This is a genomic window from Streptomyces sp. NPDC006385, from assembly GCF_040612485.1.
GTDB lineage: Bacteria > Actinomycetota > Actinomycetes > Streptomycetales > Streptomycetaceae > Streptomyces.
On record NZ_JBEXQG010000022.1, the window covers coordinates 68,583 to 83,718 of the forward strand.

At 71.0% G+C, this 15,136-nt stretch carries 18 protein-coding genes and 2 pseudogenes; 7 read left to right on the top strand and 13 right to left on the bottom strand.

What is annotated here, in order from left to right; all coding sequences use genetic code 11:
* Window positions 1–273 precede the first annotated feature (273 nt).
* Window positions 274–411 (top strand): hypothetical protein, encoded by a 138-nt coding sequence (locus ABZ078_RS19220; protein WP_356576726.1) that lies wholly within the window; start codon window positions 274–276, stop codon window positions 409–411.
* Between the two features lie 73 nt (window positions 412–484).
* On the opposite strand, the pseudogene ABZ078_RS19225 reads toward ABZ078_RS19220, so the two are convergent.
* Both ABZ078_RS19225 and ABZ078_RS19230 read right to left on the bottom strand, forming a co-directional pair.
* A pseudogene (locus ABZ078_RS19225) lies at window positions 485–1,347 on the bottom strand (ABC transporter permease).
* Window positions 1,348–1,358: 11 nt separating this feature from the next.
* Window positions 1,359–1,622 (bottom strand): annotated as a pseudogene (locus tag ABZ078_RS19230) (ABC transporter ATP-binding protein); the annotation flags it as partial.
* Window positions 1,623–1,743: 121 nt separating this feature from the next.
* Here ABZ078_RS19230 and ABZ078_RS19235 point away from each other — a divergent pair.
* Window positions 1,744–2,040, top strand: coding sequence for a hypothetical protein (locus ABZ078_RS19235; RefSeq protein WP_356576728.1), 297 nt, complete (start codon window positions 1,744–1,746; stop codon window positions 2,038–2,040).
* Window positions 2,041–2,239: 199 nt separating this feature from the next.
* Complete coding sequence (locus tag ABZ078_RS19240) at window positions 2,240–2,809, top strand: YceI family protein (RefSeq protein WP_356576730.1); 570 nt, start codon at window positions 2,240–2,242, stop codon at window positions 2,807–2,809.
* 42 nt (window positions 2,810–2,851) lie between these two features.
* Here the strand turns inward: ABZ078_RS19240 and ABZ078_RS19245 are convergent, their stop codons facing one another.
* The 4 genes from ABZ078_RS19245 to ABZ078_RS19260 all read right to left on the bottom strand — a co-directional run bounded on the left by ABZ078_RS19245 (window position 2,852) and on the right by ABZ078_RS19260 (window position 6,043).
* Entirely contained in the window at window positions 2,852–4,033 is a 1,182-nt protein-coding gene (locus tag ABZ078_RS19245) for a cation:proton antiporter (RefSeq protein ID WP_356576732.1), read from the bottom strand.
* Window positions 4,034–4,035: 2 nt separating this feature from the next.
* On the bottom strand, window positions 4,036–4,515 hold the full coding sequence (locus ABZ078_RS19250) for a cation:proton antiporter regulatory subunit (protein ID WP_356576733.1): 480 nt from the start codon (window positions 4,513–4,515) through the stop codon (window positions 4,036–4,038).
* Between the two features lie 75 nt (window positions 4,516–4,590).
* Window positions 4,591–5,502, bottom strand: a complete 912-nt coding sequence (locus tag ABZ078_RS19255; protein ID WP_356576735.1) for a DUF6397 family protein — start codon at window positions 5,500–5,502, stop codon at window positions 4,591–4,593.
* Between the two features lie 127 nt (window positions 5,503–5,629).
* Window positions 5,630–6,043, bottom strand: a complete 414-nt coding sequence (locus ABZ078_RS19260) for a roadblock/LC7 domain-containing protein (RefSeq protein ID WP_356576737.1) — start codon at window positions 6,041–6,043, stop codon at window positions 5,630–5,632.
* A gap of 97 nt (window positions 6,044–6,140) precedes the next feature.
* Here ABZ078_RS19260 and ABZ078_RS19265 point away from each other — a divergent pair, with 97 nt between their 5' ends.
* Entirely contained in the window at window positions 6,141–6,569 is a 429-nt protein-coding gene (locus ABZ078_RS19265; RefSeq protein WP_356576739.1) for a PPOX class F420-dependent oxidoreductase, read from the top strand.
* Between the two features lie 52 nt (window positions 6,570–6,621).
* Here ABZ078_RS19265 and ABZ078_RS19270 read toward each other — a convergent pair whose 3' ends face one another.
* The 5 genes from ABZ078_RS19270 to ABZ078_RS19290 all read right to left on the bottom strand — a co-directional run bounded on the left by ABZ078_RS19270 (window position 6,622) and on the right by ABZ078_RS19290 (window position 11,652).
* On the bottom strand, window positions 6,622–7,227 hold the full coding sequence (locus tag ABZ078_RS19270; protein WP_356576741.1) for an ATP/GTP-binding protein: 606 nt from the start codon (window positions 7,225–7,227) through the stop codon (window positions 6,622–6,624).
* Window positions 7,228–7,420: 193 nt separating this feature from the next.
* Window positions 7,421–7,834, bottom strand: a complete 414-nt coding sequence (locus ABZ078_RS19275; RefSeq protein WP_356576743.1) for a DUF742 domain-containing protein — start codon at window positions 7,832–7,834, stop codon at window positions 7,421–7,423.
* Window positions 7,835–7,856: 22 nt separating this feature from the next.
* Window positions 7,857–8,294: a roadblock/LC7 domain-containing protein gene (locus tag ABZ078_RS19280; RefSeq protein ID WP_356576745.1), complete on the bottom strand. Its 438-nt coding sequence runs from the start codon at window positions 8,292–8,294 to the stop codon at window positions 7,857–7,859.
* On the bottom strand, window positions 8,291–10,813 hold the full coding sequence (locus ABZ078_RS19285; RefSeq protein WP_356576747.1) for a nitrate- and nitrite sensing domain-containing protein: 2,523 nt from the start codon (window positions 10,811–10,813) through the stop codon (window positions 8,291–8,293). The genes ABZ078_RS19280 and ABZ078_RS19285 overlap by 4 nt, the downstream gene beginning before the upstream one ends.
* A 65-nt stretch (window positions 10,814–10,878) precedes the next feature.
* A complete protein-coding gene (locus ABZ078_RS19290) occupies window positions 10,879–11,652 on the bottom strand; it encodes an MHYT domain-containing protein (RefSeq protein WP_356576749.1) in 774 nt (257 codons plus the stop codon).
* Between the two features lie 152 nt (window positions 11,653–11,804).
* Between ABZ078_RS19290 and ABZ078_RS19295 the strand changes: the two genes are divergently transcribed.
* A complete protein-coding gene (locus tag ABZ078_RS19295) occupies window positions 11,805–12,404 on the top strand; it encodes a class I SAM-dependent methyltransferase (RefSeq protein ID WP_356576751.1) in 600 nt (199 codons plus the stop codon).
* Window positions 12,405–12,408: 4 nt separating this feature from the next.
* Here ABZ078_RS19295 and ABZ078_RS19300 read toward each other — a convergent pair whose 3' ends face one another.
* A complete protein-coding gene (locus tag ABZ078_RS19300) occupies window positions 12,409–13,164 on the bottom strand; it encodes an alpha/beta hydrolase (protein ID WP_356576753.1) in 756 nt (251 codons plus the stop codon).
* A 115-nt stretch (window positions 13,165–13,279) separates the two neighbouring features.
* On the opposite strand from ABZ078_RS19300, the gene ABZ078_RS19305 reads away from it, so the two are divergent.
* Window positions 13,280–13,804, top strand: a complete 525-nt coding sequence (locus tag ABZ078_RS19305) for a PadR family transcriptional regulator (RefSeq protein ID WP_356576755.1) — start codon at window positions 13,280–13,282, stop codon at window positions 13,802–13,804.
* Here ABZ078_RS19305 and ABZ078_RS19310 read toward each other — a convergent pair.
* A complete protein-coding gene (locus ABZ078_RS19310) occupies window positions 13,790–14,686 on the bottom strand; it encodes an oxygenase MpaB family protein (RefSeq protein ID WP_356576757.1) in 897 nt (298 codons plus the stop codon). The two genes, ABZ078_RS19305 and ABZ078_RS19310, sit on opposite strands and share 15 nt — an antisense overlap.
* 111 nt (window positions 14,687–14,797) lie before the next feature.
* On the opposite strand from ABZ078_RS19310, the gene ABZ078_RS19315 reads away from it, so the two are divergent.
* Window positions 14,798–15,094: a hypothetical protein gene (locus tag ABZ078_RS19315; protein WP_356576759.1), complete on the top strand. Its 297-nt coding sequence runs from the start codon at window positions 14,798–14,800 to the stop codon at window positions 15,092–15,094.
* Window positions 15,095–15,136: the final 42 nt, after the last annotated feature.

The window sequence follows — 15,136 nt, forward strand, 5'->3', positions numbered from 1 at the left end:
TGTCGAGCGCGTGGAATTCACCTGCGGCCACTGCTGGCAGTGCTGCATGCCGCGCCACCGCTCGAAGCGAACACCCACGAGCAGCCCCAGCAGGACACCCTGACCACCTCGCCCGCTGATCAGTGAGGGCGGCTGAACACCCTCCTGTGATGCGCCGCAACTCCGATCGACAGGATGTGACGTGGCTCCTACGCGAGGTTTGTCCCACCTGCCGAGAATGGGGGCTTTCAGGCTGCCGCCGGATCGGCAGGCTTATGGGAAGGAAGTCCGCCCATGTCCGAGCACGTGCACGTCCGCGTCAACGAGGGGCTGGGAGTCACCGAGAACGGTGAGCTCGTGGAGCAGTCCTCCTGCCGCTGCGGGGCCACCTGGACCAGGACCTACCAGGTCCCGGAAGACAGTTCCGAGTAGACCAAGGCACCTGGGCCGTCGGCGCGTCGTCCTCTCGAACCGCTACCAGCGCCTGGCCCCGCCCCCGGCATCGTCATCGACCCACCTGCGCGGACAGCGCGCCGCTCTGTTCCGCCTTGCGGTGACGCGCGGTCAGCCGGGAGCCGGACTCGCGGCGGGCGGCGCGACGCAGCAGGGGCACCGCGAGGAGGAACCCGAGGACCGCCCAGCCGGTCAGGACCAGGGCCACCATGGGCAGCTCCCAGGAGCCCGCCACCTCGGCGGTCGCGCCGAGTCCGGGAGCAGCGCCGAACGCAGTCCCTGCGCCATCCACTTGAGCGGGAAGACCGCGGCCACCTGCTGGACCGGCACGGGCAGCGAGGTGATCGGGAACACCGTCCCCGAGGTGATCAGCAGCCCCATGGTCGGCAGCATGATCAGCGCCAGTGCCTCGCGGGGGTTGGGCAGTACGGCGCCTATGGCCGCGCCGAGCGGTACGACGGCGAGCAGCCCGAGCGTGGTCACCCACAGAAGGGTCAGCCAGTCGCCCGGCCCGTGCGGCAGTGGCCCGTCCACCAGCAGCGCCGCGGCTACCAGGAGCAGCGCCAGGGTGCCGACCGCCACGACGACCACCAGCACACACTTGGCGACGAGGTAGGCCGGTATCCCGCCGGGTGTGGCGCGCAGCCGCAGCAGGGCGCCCTCCTCCCGCTCGGTCACGAGCATCTGCGGGAGGTTGATCAGCCCGATCTGGAACAGCAGGTAGGCGGCGAAGCCCGCCAGCACCAGATGGGCCATCGGGGTCCGGGTGCCGGGCACGTCGTCGCTGACGTAGGCGGCGACGAGCAGCGCGACGACCACGTTGGTCAGATGGCCGGACATCTCCTTGCCGTTGCGCAGGAGGTGCCGCAGCTCGATGCCGCCGCGCTGGAGCCCGGCACGCCGACTGTTCGTCATGTGTGTCCCCCTCATGCGACCCGTGTCTCCTCGTCCCCGGCCCGGTCCGTGCCGTGGGCCTCCCGGTGCACCATGTGCAGGTAGGTGTCCTCCAGCGTCGGGCGGCGGACCTCCAGGTCGGCGATCGGGCCGTCCGCGTGCCGGTGGAGGTCCCAGACCAGCCGTGAGGGGTCCTCGGTGCGTTCGCGGCGGGACGTCCCGTCGTCGGCCGTCCAGCGGACCTCGGCCTGGGCGGCGGCCCGCCGGGCCAGTTCCGCGGGCGTGCCACAGGCTCGCCCGTGACCGTGGCCGCGGTGATCGGCAGGTCTCCTTCGCCCCGCAGGCGGAAGCGGCGCATGGAACCTACGGTGGTCTGAAAGAAGTCGGCCAGTCGAACCGCATGGGAGGAGGGCCGAGGTGGAGGAGCACTTCGTATGGGTGACGACGCGCCGCATTCGGCCGGGCGCCTTGGAGGAATTCGGCGCGGCATGGCGTCCGGACCCCTACCCGCGAGGCATGCGCCGGGCCTTCGCGTACTGGTCCGAGGACGGACAGGAGATCACCGGGGTGTCCTTCTGGGACTCGAAAGAGGCATGCGACTCCTGGCGGAACTCCGAGCCGGAGAAGCAGCGGCGCGCGAACATGGCCGCGTACGTCGTGGAGGAGCGGGAGGGCTTCTACCGCGGCCGTGAACTGGCGGTTCCCGATAGGTAGCTGGTGGCCGAGTGGGGGGGCGGCCCCGGCCCCCGTGCGGCCCCGGCGTTCGACGGGCGGGCTCTTGCTCACACGGCCGCAGAGCCAGCCGCTGCCTCGGGCGCGAAGACGTCTGGGCACTCTGGCTCCCGAGGACGGGAGACACGCCGAACGGGTCCTCTCGACGCCCCGGCCGCCTCCGCCCCGTACTCTCGGCGCCGTGACGCTCACAGACGGAACTTACCGGCTCGGACCGTCAACGGGCCGCCTCTTGATCAGGACCGGCCGCGCGGGGCTGGGCCGCAGGGCGGGGCACGATCTCACGATCGAGGCCACCCGATGGTCCGGGGAAGCAGTCGTGGCCGTCGGCGACCCGGACAGGTCGTCGGTGCGGGTGACCGTCGAGACCGGTTCGCTGGAGGTGCGGGAGGGAACGGGCGGACTGAAGCCGCTCACCGACGCCGACCGTGCGGAGATCAAGCGGACGCTGGGAGACAAGGCCCTGCTGCACACCACAGAGCACCCCACGATCACGTTCCGGTCCACCGGCATCGTGGGAACTCCCGAGTCCTTCGAGATCACCGGGGACCTCACCATCAAAGGCCGGACGCACCCTGTGACGGTGCACGGGAAGGCGAAGGACAGGCTGCTGCGCGGGTGGGCGACCGTCACGCAGTCCACCTGGGGAATCAAGCCCTACACCGCGTTCCTGGGCGCCTTGCGGCTTGCCGACGAGGTCCGGGTGGAATTCGAGGTGGCCAGGCTCGAACGAGCAGACCGCCCCGAGTAGCCGCCGCGGGCTGGGCCGGAGCAGCCGGCCCGGCCCCACCGTCTACGGGTGCGGTGACCTCGCCGGCTCTCCCCTGGCCCGGCCCTGTCCGCGGGGCGAGGCGCCCGCCAGATGGGTGAGAAGCGGACCCACGACGGCGAGGACGAAGACATAGGCGGTGACCAGCGGAGCAAGACCGTCATGCGTCGCGCCGACCAGCCCGATGATGACGAGGGAGAACTCACCACGGACGATGAGCGCCGCGCCGGCCCGAAGCTGGCCACGGCGTCCGACGTGATCCCGTGAGGCCGCGTACCGGCCGGTGACCATTTTCGTCACGGCTGTGACAGCGGCGAGCCCACACGCAGCAGGGAGCAGCGGCACAAGGTCCTCCGGATCGACCGACAGTCCGATCCCCAGGAAGAAGATGGCGGCGAACAGGTCCCGCAGCGGGCTGAGCACAGCCCTGGCCCGATCGGCTGTCTCACCGGTCAGACAAAGGCCCACGAGGAAGGCCCCGACGGCCGCGGACGCGTGGACGACCTCAGCCAGCGCCGCGACGATCAGGGTCAAGCCGAGCACCCTGAGCAGAAGTTGTTCGGCATCGGGGTGCGACAGCAGCCGGCCCAGGTGGTGGCCCCAGCGATAGGAGGCGGTGAAGGCGGCGAGGACCGCGCCGACCGCCGCCACCATGCCGAGTACCGACTGCCACCACGGGCCGCCGGCGGCGAGGACAGCCAGCAGGGGCAGGTACGCGGCCATGGCGATGTCCTCCATGACCAGCACGGAGAGAATGGCCGGGGTCTCGCGGTTGCCCAGCCGCCGCAGGTCGGCCAGCAGCCGGGCGATCATGCCCGAGGAGGAGACGTACGTGGCGCCCGCCAGGGCCAGGATGCCCAGGCCGTCGAAACCGAGGAGCCACCCGGCCACCGCGCCCGGGGCCGCGTTCAGCGCCAGATCGACCACGGCCGAGGGCACATGGCGACGCAGGCTGACGGTGAACTCGGTGAGCGAGAACTGCAGGCCGAGAGTGAGCAGGAGCAGCACCACCCCGATGGCGGCACCGGTCTCCACGAACTCACCGGCGGCCGGGACCGGAGCGATGCCTCCCTCGCCCACCGCCAGGCCCGCCAGCAGGTAGAGCGGGATCGGCGAGAGTGACAGGCGCCGCGCCACGGCGCCGAGCACGCTGAGGGCGGTGAGGAGGAGTCCGAGCTCCAGCAGCAGCGCCGCGGGGGTGTCCACCTTCAGCCCTGGATGATCTCGTCCACGCCCGCGATCCCCTCGCGGGTACCGATCACCACGAGGACATCACCGGCCCGCAGCACCTCATCGGGCGTGGGTGACGCGATGACATCCTCACCACGGACCACCGCCACGATCGACGCTCCCGTTCTCGTCCGTGCCCTGGTGCGCCCCAGCATCTGACCGGCATAAGGGCTGGCGGACCGGACCTCGATCTGCCCCGCCAGCAGCCCTGGTACCTCCTTGGTGAGGTCGGCGAAGCGTTCGGCGATCCGCGGCGCCCCCAGGATCTCGGCGACCGCGTCCGCCTCCTCGCTGTTGAGCCGCATCACGGGACGGCCCTCGTCGGGATCACCACCCGAGTAGACGACCAGTTCGAATTCACCGGTCCGTTCCGCGACGATGCCGATCCGCTCGCCCTCATGGTTGGTGAACTCGTAGCGAAGCCCGACCCCAGGCAGGAGTACCTCGGTGACGTCCATGCGTTCATCATCACCGGGACCGGCTTCCCGAACTGGAACGCAGGCCGTGCGTGTCCGTTGTCCAGGAGGGACTGTTCAGGGCGTCGTGCCCCGGGGGCTTCTGCGCCGAAGCCATCCCAGCAGGCCCCGCGACGGTTCCGGCTCCTTGGGCCGGAGCGAACCGAGTCGTGCCGGATGTCCCGGGACCGTGGCCCGGTTCGCTGTGGGACGCGGCGCGGGCCGCCACTCGCGCGCTTCCTCCAGGACTGCCGTCAGGTCGGCCCGCAGCAGACTGATCTCGTCCGGGTCGTCCGCCGTCATGATCGTCTCGGCGATGTGCGTGGCCGGCGAACCCGGCGCCCCGGTCGCCGGCGGCCCCGGGCGGAAGCGGTTCAGATGGGAGCGCTCATAGGGGTCGGGGACGATTTCCGCGATCTGGACGGGATCCAGGAAGGCGGCCAGCGCTCCGGCGCCCTCCCATGGGCCGTCGGCCTGACGCAGCAGGAATCCCCGATGACGTCCGCGCCAGTTGCGCGGCCGCAGATCCACGCCCGCGTCCAGCATGCCGCGCAGCCCTTCGGGCATCCGACGGGCGTTCAGCAGGGCGGCGTTCCGCTCGTCGGCGGCGAACTGCTTCAGCTCCTCGGCCAGGTACAGCCAGACCACGGCCCGATAGCGGTTCAGATACCACTTCACCGGCACCACCAGGCCCAGTCGGGCGAGACGCGTGAACCTGCCCGGGGGCACCTCCATGAGGTGCGCGCCTTCCGACGTGCCCGCCACCTGCACGCGCTCCCGCAACGAGTCGGGGAACCCGGCCCCCGAACTCACCCGTTCGATCTCGGAGCGGGGGACGCGCCGCCCCCCGCCTCCCTCGTCGGGCACGGTCCGGATGAGTCCGAGATGGACGGCGAGGTCCAACTCGCCTCGTTTCAGTCCCAGTTCGCGCGCGGCCCGACCCGGTGCGCAGGAAGGCTGGTGAGGTTTGGTGATGGTGTCGCCCGACATGGTCGTTCTCCCCCGTGGAGTCAGTGGCTCACACTGAGTGCGCTCGCCGTGACAAAAACCGTAGCCGGTCGGGCGGATCGCGCGACGAGCCTGTGGATAACTCCACGAGGGGCGACGAAACAGCAGATCAGAGGTCTGTGAGGGGTGCCCGTTCGGGCTGTCGGGCGTCCACGTCGAGGTGCTCACCGACTCGGTTGACGAGCAGGGTCATCTCGTAGCCGATCTGACCGATGTCGGCTTCCGCGCCGCTGAGCACGCACAGGCAGCTTCCGGTGCCGGCCGCGGTGACGAACAGCACCGCGTCGTCGAACTCGACCATCGTCTGGCGCACTCTGCCCGCGCCGAAGTGCCGTCCCGACCCCTTGGCCAGGCTGTGCAGTCCCGACGAGACCGCCGCGAGGTGCTCGGCGTCCTCGCGTCGCAGTCCCGTGCTCGCGCCCGTGACCAGACCGTCGTTGGACAGCACCAACGCGTGCCGCACATGATCGACGCGCTCCGTCAGGTCGTCCAGCAACCAGCCAAGTCCCTGGTTCTGCGCCATGGTCCGTTCTCCCCGTGTGGATGTCTCCCCCTGCACCGGAGGATCTCCTCGCCACCCTCCCCGACGATCCGGCCCGCGGGCAAGGAGGATGGGGGGCATGGCGAAGAAGATGACCGATGAGGAATGGCGGGCGTTCGTCTCGCACGGTACGCGCACCGGAAAGCTGTCGACCGTACGGGCCGACGGCAGTCCGCATGTCACGCCCATATGGTTCGTGCTCGACGGGGACGAGGTGGTGTTCAACACCGGCAAGTCGAGTGTGAAGGGGCGCAATCTGGCCCGTGACGGCCGGGTGGCGCTGTGCGTGGACGACGACCGGCCGCCGTACGCCTTCGTGGTCCTGCGGGGCCACGCCCGTCTCTCGGAGGATCTCGAGGAGTTGAGGCACTGGGCAGGTCGTATCGGGGCGCGGTACATGGGTGAGGAGCGCGCTGAGGAGTTCGGCGCCCGCAATGGCGTTCCGGGTGAACTCCTCGTCCGCGTCACGATCGAGAAGGTGCTGGCGGAGAAGGGCGTCTCGGACTGATGGTGGTCCTGGCGCCGGTCGGCACCGGAGGCCGACGGCGGATGAGGACCAGTCAGCCTACGGAGTCGAGCAGCCAGGCGGTGTGCATCCGCCCGGCGTACTCGACGAGTCGGATCAGCACCTCCTTTCCCGAGTCGCGGTCCCGCGCGTCGCAGAGCACCACGGGCGTACCGCGGTCCAGGTCGAGGGCGCGTGAGACGTCCTCGGCGCCGTAGGTCCTGGCGCCCGCGAAGCAGTTGACGGCCACGACGAACGGGATGTGCCGGTGCTCGAAGTAGTCCACGGCGGGAAAGCAGTCCTCCAGGCGCCGGGTGTCCGCGAGGACCACCGCGCCCAGGGCTCCCTGCGACAGCTCGTCCCAGAGGAACCAGAAGCGGTCCTGGCCCGGGGTGCCGAAGAGGTAGAGGGACAGGCCGGAGCGGATGGTGATGCGTCCGAAGTCCATGGCGACGGTCGTGGTGGCCTTCTGGTCGACGCCGTCGGTGTCGTCCACCAACTGCCCTGCTTCGCTGAGCAGTTCCTCGGTGCGCAGCGGCTTGATCTCACTGACCGCGCCCACCAGGGTGGTCTTGCCCACGCCGAATCCACCGGCGACAAGGATCTTCAACGCCAGGGCGGCCGTCTCGCCACCGGATGCGTCGGAGTGCTCGGAGACCATCGATCACTTCTCTCTGGAGTACCGGCATCGGTCGACGTCACGTCACTGTGCGAAGTCAGCATCATGACAACCAGGGCCGTCCTTCGTGGGGCCGGACCGCTTTTTGTCCGAGGCGACCGGCTCGTTCCTGTTCGGTGTCCGTCCGGATGCACGATCGGGTGTCGTGCGGGACCGGCTGGTTCTGAAACGGCGTCTACAGCGCCCGCAGTCCCGCGATCACCTCGCGCAGGATCCGTTCGTCCGGAAGCTGTGCGGGCGGTACCGGACGGCTGACCGTGACGCGGCCCAGTTCCAGGAGGTCGCCGAGGAGCACCCGCACGACCCCCACGGGCAGATCGGCGCCCGCGGCGAGTTCCGCGACCGACTGCGTCTCCGTCCGGCACAGCTCGATGAGGGCCCGGTGTTCCGGACCGAGCGCGGTGTCGTCGGCGGCACCGGGCGCGGCGGCGTCCAGGGTGACGAGGGCGATCAGGTCGAAACGCACCCCGGTGGGGCCGGGTCTGGTGCGTCCGCCCGTCATGGCGTACGGGCGGACCAGCGGCCCGGCCTCGTTGTCGTACCACTGGCTGCCCTGCTCGCGCGGCGCGTCCGTCGTGTCCTCGGTCATGTGCGCGGACCGCCCTTCCGGCTCATCCGGCGGCGGGCGGCCGCGCGGCGGCACGCGGCGGCGTGTAGAGGTGCTCACCGACCCGTTTGACCAGCCGTGCCATCTCGTAGGCCACGAGTCCGATGTCGGCGGTCACGGCGGTGAGGACGGCGAGGCAGGAGCCGTCGCCCGCGGCCGCGACGAACAGGAAGGCGTCGTCCATCTCCACCATGGTCTGGCGCACTCCGCCGGCGCCGAAGTGGCGGCCCGCGCCCTTGGCCAGGCTGTGGAAGCCGGAGGCCACCGCTGCGAGGTGGTCGGCGTCCGCACGGCGGATGTCGGAGGACGCTCCCACGGCGAGTCCGTCGTTGGACAGCACCACGGCGTGCCGCACCTCGCTCACCCGCAGCACCAAGTCGTCGAGCAGCCAGTCGAGTTCGCCGGACCGCTGAGCGGCCCTCATGCTCGGGTCCTGGGTCATGCGAGGTCTCCTTCGCTGCTGTCGCTGCGCGTTGTGGAATCGGATGTGGGACCGCGGCCCGGTTGCCTACCGCCGCCGCGCGTCCAGCCGTCCCGGTACGCCGCCATGCGGTCCCGGACGAGTTCGGGGGTGCGCCGGTCGTCGTGGTGGGAGGCGGTCGTCGCCGGTGGTTGCTGGGGGCGTCCCTCGCGCAGTTGGGGGGCGAGGGACGCCTGCCGTACCCGGCGCGGAAGGTCGTCGGAGGCTTCGGGGTCGTCCGGGGGGCGATGCAGTCGCAAGGTGGTGACTCCCGGGGGCGGGGTGTCGGTCGTGGTCCTGGCCGCGGCCGGTGCGGGAGCCACCAGAGCGGGCCGGTCGGCGACCGGGTGGACGGGCTCCTGGTGCCGGTGGGCGGCGGGTACGCGCGCGTAGGCAGGTGCGGCGGACTGTTCGGGGACCGCCTCGCCGCTGGGGGAACGTTCCGCCGTGGTGTTGTGCAGCAGCGCGGTGGGCAACAGGACGACCGCCGTGGTCCCGCCGTAGGGAGAGGTGCGCAGGTGCACCTTGATGCCGTGCCGGGACGCGAGCCTGCTGACCACGAAGAGGCCGAGTCGGTCGCTGTCGAACAGGTCGAGTGCCTCGGACTGTTCGATGCGGCGGTTGGCCTCGGCGAGGGTCTCCTTGCCCATGCCCAGGCCGCGGTCCTCGACCTCGACGGCGTAGCCGTTGCCGACGGGCTCGCCGGTGATGCGCACGCGCGTGTGCGGCGGCGAGAACTGGGCGGCGTTCTCGACGAGTTCGGCGAGGAGGTGGGTGAGGTCGGCGACGGCCGCGCCGATGACGGCCGCCTCGGGGAGCTGCCGTACCTCCACGCGCGCGTAGTCCTCGACTTCGGAGACGGCCGCGCGGACCACGTTGGTCAGGGAGACCGGCATGCGCCAGGCGCGGCCCGGCGCCGCTCCCGAGAGGATGATGAGGCTCTCGGCGTGGCGTCGCATGCGGGTGGTGAGGTGGTCGAGCCGGAAGAGGTCGCTCAGTTCGTTCGGGTCGTCGGAGCGGCGCTCCATGCTGTCCAGCAGGCTCAGTTGGCGGTGCACGAGGACCTGGCTGCGGCGGGCGAGGTTGACGAAGACCCCGGAGATGCCGCTGGCGAGCTCGGCGCGTTCCACGGCGGCGCGCAGTGCGGCACGATGGACGGTGCCCAGGGCCTCGCCGACCTGACCGGTCTCGTCCTCGGCGGGTGGTCCGGGCGGCGCCTCGGCCCGGATGTCGATCTCCTCGCCGGCACGCAGCTTCCGCATGGCCTCGGGAAGCTTGCGCCGGGCGATCTCCAGGGCGCTGTTGCGCAGGCTGACCAACTCGACGACGAGGCCGCGGCCGATGCGTACGGAGATCACGAGAGAGGCGGCCACGGCGGCGAGGCCGAAGAGGACCGCCGCACCGGCCGGGGTGAGCAGACCGCGCGTGAAGGGGTCGGCACGGTCCGCGACACCGCGCCCGGCGTCCTGCTCGATCGTCCGCATACCGCTCTGCACGCGCGCGTGTGCCGTGCTCCAGGTGGTTTCCGACGCGACGTCGATCGCCCGTGCGCCCGGCGCGGTGGCGAGGACCTTGTCCTCGACGGCGGCCAGGGTCGCGTAGGCGCCGCCGTCGGCGAGGCGCCGCCAGGCCGTGCGTTCGGGACCCCGCAGGTCCGCGACGGCGGAGTCGGTGAGGCTACGGCGGGTGCCGACGGCGCCGGTGAACAGCCGCAGCCGCTCTCCGCCGAGGCGCCCGGCGAGGCGCGCGCTGTCCAGGAGCACGTTCTCCTGCGCCAAGGCCTCCCCCGCGCGGGCGAATTCGAGCAGCACGCGCGCGTCGGAGCCGAGTTCCGCGTCCTGGATACCGCTGAGGGCGCCGCCCACCGAGAACGCGGTCGCGATGATCCTCGTGTACCGGCCGTACGCCTCGTCCCAGCCAGAGCGGCGGTCGAGCACGGCACCGCGTACGGTGCTCAGCCGCTCGGCTCCGGTGACGAAGGCATCCAGTCGCCGGGCCACTCCGGCGGGAAGTTCCTCGCCGTCGGCGACCGTGTTGCCGTCGCCGAGACGCAACCGCGTCACCGCCTTGTCCGTGTCCTTCGCGAGCTTCTCGTAGTCGTCGCTCCGCACGGCGGACGGGTGGGACGCGTAGCGGACCGCGGCCTCGCGTTCGGCCTGGAGGGCGGCGACGGCGGCCCCGACGGGCGTCCTGATCCCGGAGTCGACGCGCTGCAACTGGCGCAGCCTGGAGACGTCCTGGGCGGTGCTGACGGTGGCGTGGGCCCACAGGGCCAGCAGCGACACGACCGGCACCATCAGCAGACAGACGATCTTGGCGCGGACGGTGCGCGGCCGCATACGCCATCGTTCCGCGCGTGTGGCCTGGTCGTCCGGTGCCACGCCCGTGGGCTCCTCCGGGCCTTCGTCGGCCGGTGGTCCGGCGTGGGCACGGCGGCCGCGCACGAGGGGTGGGGGCGGCGTCTCGGCGCCGGCTGCGGTGGTCCTACGGGGGGTACGCATGGCCTCCTCGCTCGGAAGTGGTTCGGGGCGTGACTTACCGGCCGCTCCCCGGTCGGGGGCCGCCGTCAGCCGGCGGTGCCCTCGACCGGCCGCTGGGCCGACGCGGACGCCTCGCGCTCCCCTGTGGTGGGCGACAGTGCGACGAAGGCCGAGGTCAGGAAGAGGTAGGACCCGAGGCCGACGGCGAGGGGGAAGATGAACTGCATCGCCGTGGCCCCGGGCAGCACCTCGCCGGAGGGTGTGACGTGCACGCCGACCGCGAACATCCCGGTGTAGTGCATGCTGCTGACCGCCGCGCCCATGATCAGGGAGGCGAGGGTGACGGCGACGGGCGACTTGATGTTGAGCGCCGCCCACAGGGCCGCCGTCGCCGCGACGACGGCGATCAGGACGGAGAGTGCGACGAGGGCGGGATCGTAGGTGACGTCGCCGTGCAGTCGGACGGCGGCCATGCCCAGGTAGTGCATGCTCGCGACGCCGAGCCCGGTGGTGAGGCCGCCGAGGCAGAGCGCGCGGGTCCGGTCACGGCCGTAGCCGACGGCGAAGACGCCGGCGCAGACGACGGCCATGGCGACGAGCAGGCTCACGAGGGTGAGCGGTACGTCGTAGCGGATGTCGGTGCCGCTGACGCTGAAGCCCAGCATGGCCACGAAGTGCATGGTCCAGATGCCGGTGCCGATCGCCGAGGCCGCGGTGATGAGCCAATTGCGGCGCGACCGGCCGGTGGCGCCGAGCGCGCGGACGGTGCAGCGCAGTCCCAGCGCGGCGCCTATGCACGCCATCACGTACGACAGCACGGGGGTCAGCCACCCCAGGGCGGCGTGGTCCAGGTGTCCCATGGCTCCGGGACGCTAGCCGGGGCACGGGCGCACAACGGGGGCGCATTTCGAAAGCTGCTGGAATATGACGTAGAGCTGCACCGGAACGATCGCGTCACGCTCGAACATGTGCACAGCGGCGTCATCCGTGCCGGTGAGGGATCATGCGGAACATGAGCGACGACCACACACACGTGCAGGAGTTCTTCACCGCCCGCGCCGCCGACTGGGACAGCCGGTTCCCCGACGACGGGCCCGCCTATGCGGCGGCGGCCGCCGAACTCGGGCTGCGCGAGGGGGATCGCGTGCTCGACGCGGGCTGTGGCACGGGACGCGCCCTGCCGCCGCTGCGTGCCGCTGTGGGGCCCTCGGGAGTGGTCCTGGGGGCCGATCTGACCCCGGCCATGCTGGAGGCCGCCGTACGGGCCGGACGCGACGCGGACGGGCAGTTGCTGCTCGCCGACGTGGCCGCGCTGCCGTTGCGGTCGGAGTCGCTCGACGCCGTGTTCGCGGCCGGCCTCATCGCGCACCTGCCGCACCCGGCCGAGAACTTGCGGGAGTTGGCGCGCGTGGTGCGCCCCGGCGGCATGCTCGCGTTGTTCCACCCGATCGGCAGGGCGGCGCTCGCCGCACGGCAGGGCCGCCGGATCACGCCGGACGACCTGCGGGCCGAACCGAATCTCCGGCCACTGCTGGCCGGTTCCGGGTGGCGTATGACGTCGTACGTCGACGAGGACGACCGGTTCCTGGCACTGGCCGTACGGGATTCCTGACGCCTCAGCCCTGCCCGGCGACGGCCGCCACGAAGGCATCGGGTTTGTCGAACATGACGTTGTGGCCGGCACCGGGCACGGTCACCACACGCACGCCGGCGGTCTCCAGAGCTCGGCTGCCCGGGAGTTCACCACTGAGCTCGCCCTGAAGGTACACGCGGTCGATCGACAGATCTTCGAGGAGGTCGCGCATGATCGGCTCGGAACCGCGCCGCAGCCATGTGGCGCTGCGGTGCAGAGCGCGCGGGTCGGCCAGCCGCATGGTCGCTGCCCACAGGGGCCCCACCCTCTCCAGCACGCGCGCGTGCCCGCCGCCGACGAACTCCTCCTCCGCGTAGGCCGTGATCCCTGTGCTACCCGCGGCGGGCACGGGCAGGGCGTCGAGGTTGGCCTCCGTGAGGACCAGGCGGGAGACGAGGTCGGGCCGACGGTGGGCGAGCACGATGGCGACGGAGCCTCCCATACTGTGGGCGATCAGCTCCGCGCCGGTCACCCCCGCCTCGTCCAGGGCCGCCGCGAGGGCATCGGCGTGGTCCTCCAGCCGGTAGCCGAAGTCCTGGGGCCGGTCACTGATGCCGTGCCCCGGCAGGTCGACGAACAGGCTGCGTCGGCCCGCGAGTTCGGGCCGGGCCGCGATGTGGGCGTGGTACACGGAGGAGATCGCTCCCAGCCCGTGCACATAGACCCGGGCGGGTTCCTGCCCGGGCGTCTCCGTCCAGCGGATGCAGTTGCCCTTGCCGTCGAACTCGGCCTGCCTCATCTCGCCCTCCTCCGTGTCCGCGTGGTGACGACGACGATATACCTCGTAGTCGATGTATAGTAATATCGATGTACGCCCTCATGGATGTACAGCAGATCTGAGCAAGAATGTGGGCATGCTGGAGCTCGCCATCCTCGGATTCCTCTACGACAACCCGCTCCACGGCTACGAGCTGCGCAAACGCATCGCGGCGCTGACGGGGCACGTGAAGCCGGTCGCCGAGAGCACGCTGTACCCCGCGATCAAGCGGCTGGAGAAGGCGGGCCTGCTGGCGCGCACCACGGAGCCCGGATCAGTCGCCGCCCCGCGTCACGTCCTGACGCTCACCGAAGCGGGCCGCGGGGAACTGCGCCGCCGGCTCGCCGAGCCCGACCCGCGGGACATCAGCGACGAGAACAGGTGGTTCACGGTGCTCGCCTTCCTGCGGCACCTGGAGGACGCGGCGGCCCAGTCCGCCGTACTGGGACGTCGGCTGGCCTTCCTCGAGGAGCCCGCGAGCTTCTTCTACGACGGTGACCGGCCGCTGCCCGCCGAGGAACTGGACGACCCCTTCCGGCGCGGCATCCTGATCATCGCGCGGGCCACGTCGCGGGCCGAACTCACCTGGCTGCGCGAGACGATCGCCTCACTCGACGGCTGACGGGTCGATGTGCCGCACGGGGCAGCCCCGGACGCCCGGGACCGGGCGGGTGCCGAGTTCTTCCAGCCGGTAGCCGTTCGGATAGCCCTTGATCTCCCGGTTCTGGCGTGCGTAGTGCGGTGCCCGACGCGGCGGCAGCAGACGCACGACACGGCCACGCGCGCGTACCGCACGCCGCACGAGGGCGCGGGTGGCGGCGCTCGGCGCCGGGTAGCGGAACGCCCTCAGGAGCGGTTCGTCGAGCAGGGCGAGGGTCGAGGTGCGCAGGAGGGGCGCGAGAGCTCGCGGATACCAGGAGGCCATCAGGTCGATGGTCGCGTCGGAGACCCGCCGTGCGCCCTCGTCCCAGCCGAAGTGGGCCTCCTCGTAGGCGTCGAGACAGGCCGCGAACTCCTCGTAGGACTCCGGGATGTCCTTGATGCCCATGTGCCGGCCCAGCGTGCGGTAGTGAACGGCGGAGGCGACGATCTCGTGGCGCGAGAGCCTGCGCCAGCCGTAGGCGTCGATCCACCGCTTGGGCATCACGACGAACGTGCACAGCACGTACCGCATGTCGTCGTTGCTGATGTCGTAGCTGCGGTGCATCTGGTTGATACGGCGGATCGCCGTGCGACCCCGCTCACTGTCGAAGCCGTGCTCGACGACGGCGTCGAGGAGCAGCGAGGTGTCGTCGTAGCGTTTCTGTGACCGATCCGTCAGCTCGGCCGTCTCGGCGAGCAGCCGGCCGATGGCGGGCACGGCGTACGTGCGATAGAGCGCCAGCTCCAGCGCCCGGGTGAAGTCCCAGGGAAATTCGTACGCGGCGGTGAGCCGGTAGATCTCCGAAGCCTCGTGGAACGGGTCCATCCGCCGGATCTGTTCGAGCCGCTCGAAGCGCTTCACCGCGCCCTCCCCCTTCTGCCGCCGAAGCCTCAACTCTACGTTGATTGATGGAAGATGGATGATCAGCCAGGATGACCAGTCAGGTCATCCGTGAGGGGGAAGGTGATCAGTATGTGGGGCAGGCTGCGCGAAACCGGTGCGAGATTTCTGCGGTCCATGCGCGCGGAGTCCGACACCGGCAAGGACCGGCGCACGCACAATCTGTTCGAGGCCGCCGCCGTGTATGTGTCGGCACGCGCGGAGGACGACCAGGAGCGGCTCGACGAGGCCGCCGGCTGGGTGTCTCCGGAGGCGCTGTCGTTCGGGGTGAGCGAGCTGGCGTGCCGGGCCGTCGTCGCGCTCGCCCGGGAGCGCGACGAGTCGCCGCAGACCGTGGCCCGCTCGCTCCTCGGGCTTCCGGCGGCCTGACACCGCGGACAATCGCGGTCGATTCGCCCTGTCGGTCGGAGA